This is a genomic window from Mycobacterium sp. 050134 (assembly GCF_036409085.1).
Classification (GTDB): domain Bacteria; phylum Actinomycetota; class Actinomycetes; order Mycobacteriales; family Mycobacteriaceae; genus Mycobacterium.
Window position 1 is genome coordinate 1 of sequence record NZ_JAZGLV010000071.1, and the last position, 551, is coordinate 551.

Annotated in this window: 1 pseudogene; it reads right to left on the reverse strand. The window is 74.6% G+C overall.

Annotated elements, in window-relative coordinates:
• A pseudogene (locus tag SKC42_RS27445) lies at window positions 1–551 on the reverse strand (hypothetical protein); the annotation flags it as partial.

Here is a 551-nt window from a genome sequence, read left to right on the forward strand (position 1 = left end):
GTGGAACCAGTCGAGCCGGTCGGGCCAGTCGCACCCGTCGCCCCGGTGGAACCAGTCGAGCCGGTCGGGCCAGTCGCACCCGTCGCACCCGTGGAGCCGGTCGCCCCAGTCGAACCGGTCGCCCCCGTGGAACCAGTCGGTCCGGTCGGGCCAGTCGCACCCGTCGCCCCGGTGGAACCAGTCGCCCCGGTCGCACCCGTGGAACCAGTCGCCCCAGTCGAACCGGTCGCCCCAGTCGAACCGGTCGCCCCAGTCGAACCGGTCGCCCCAGTCGAGCCGGTCGCACCCGTGGAACCAGTCGAGCCGGTCGGGCCAGTCGCACCCGTCGCTCCGGTGGAGCCAGTCGAGCCGGTCGGGCCAGTCGGTCCAGTCGCACCCGTCGCCCCGGTCGCCCCAGTCGAGCCGGTCGCTCCAGTCGCACCCGTGGAACCAGTCGCCCCAGTCGAGCCGGTCGCACCAGTCGCACCCGTGGAGCCGGTCGCCCCAGTCGCCCCGGTCGCACCCGTGGAACCAGTCGGTCCGGTCGGGCCGGTCGCACCCGTCGCTCCGGT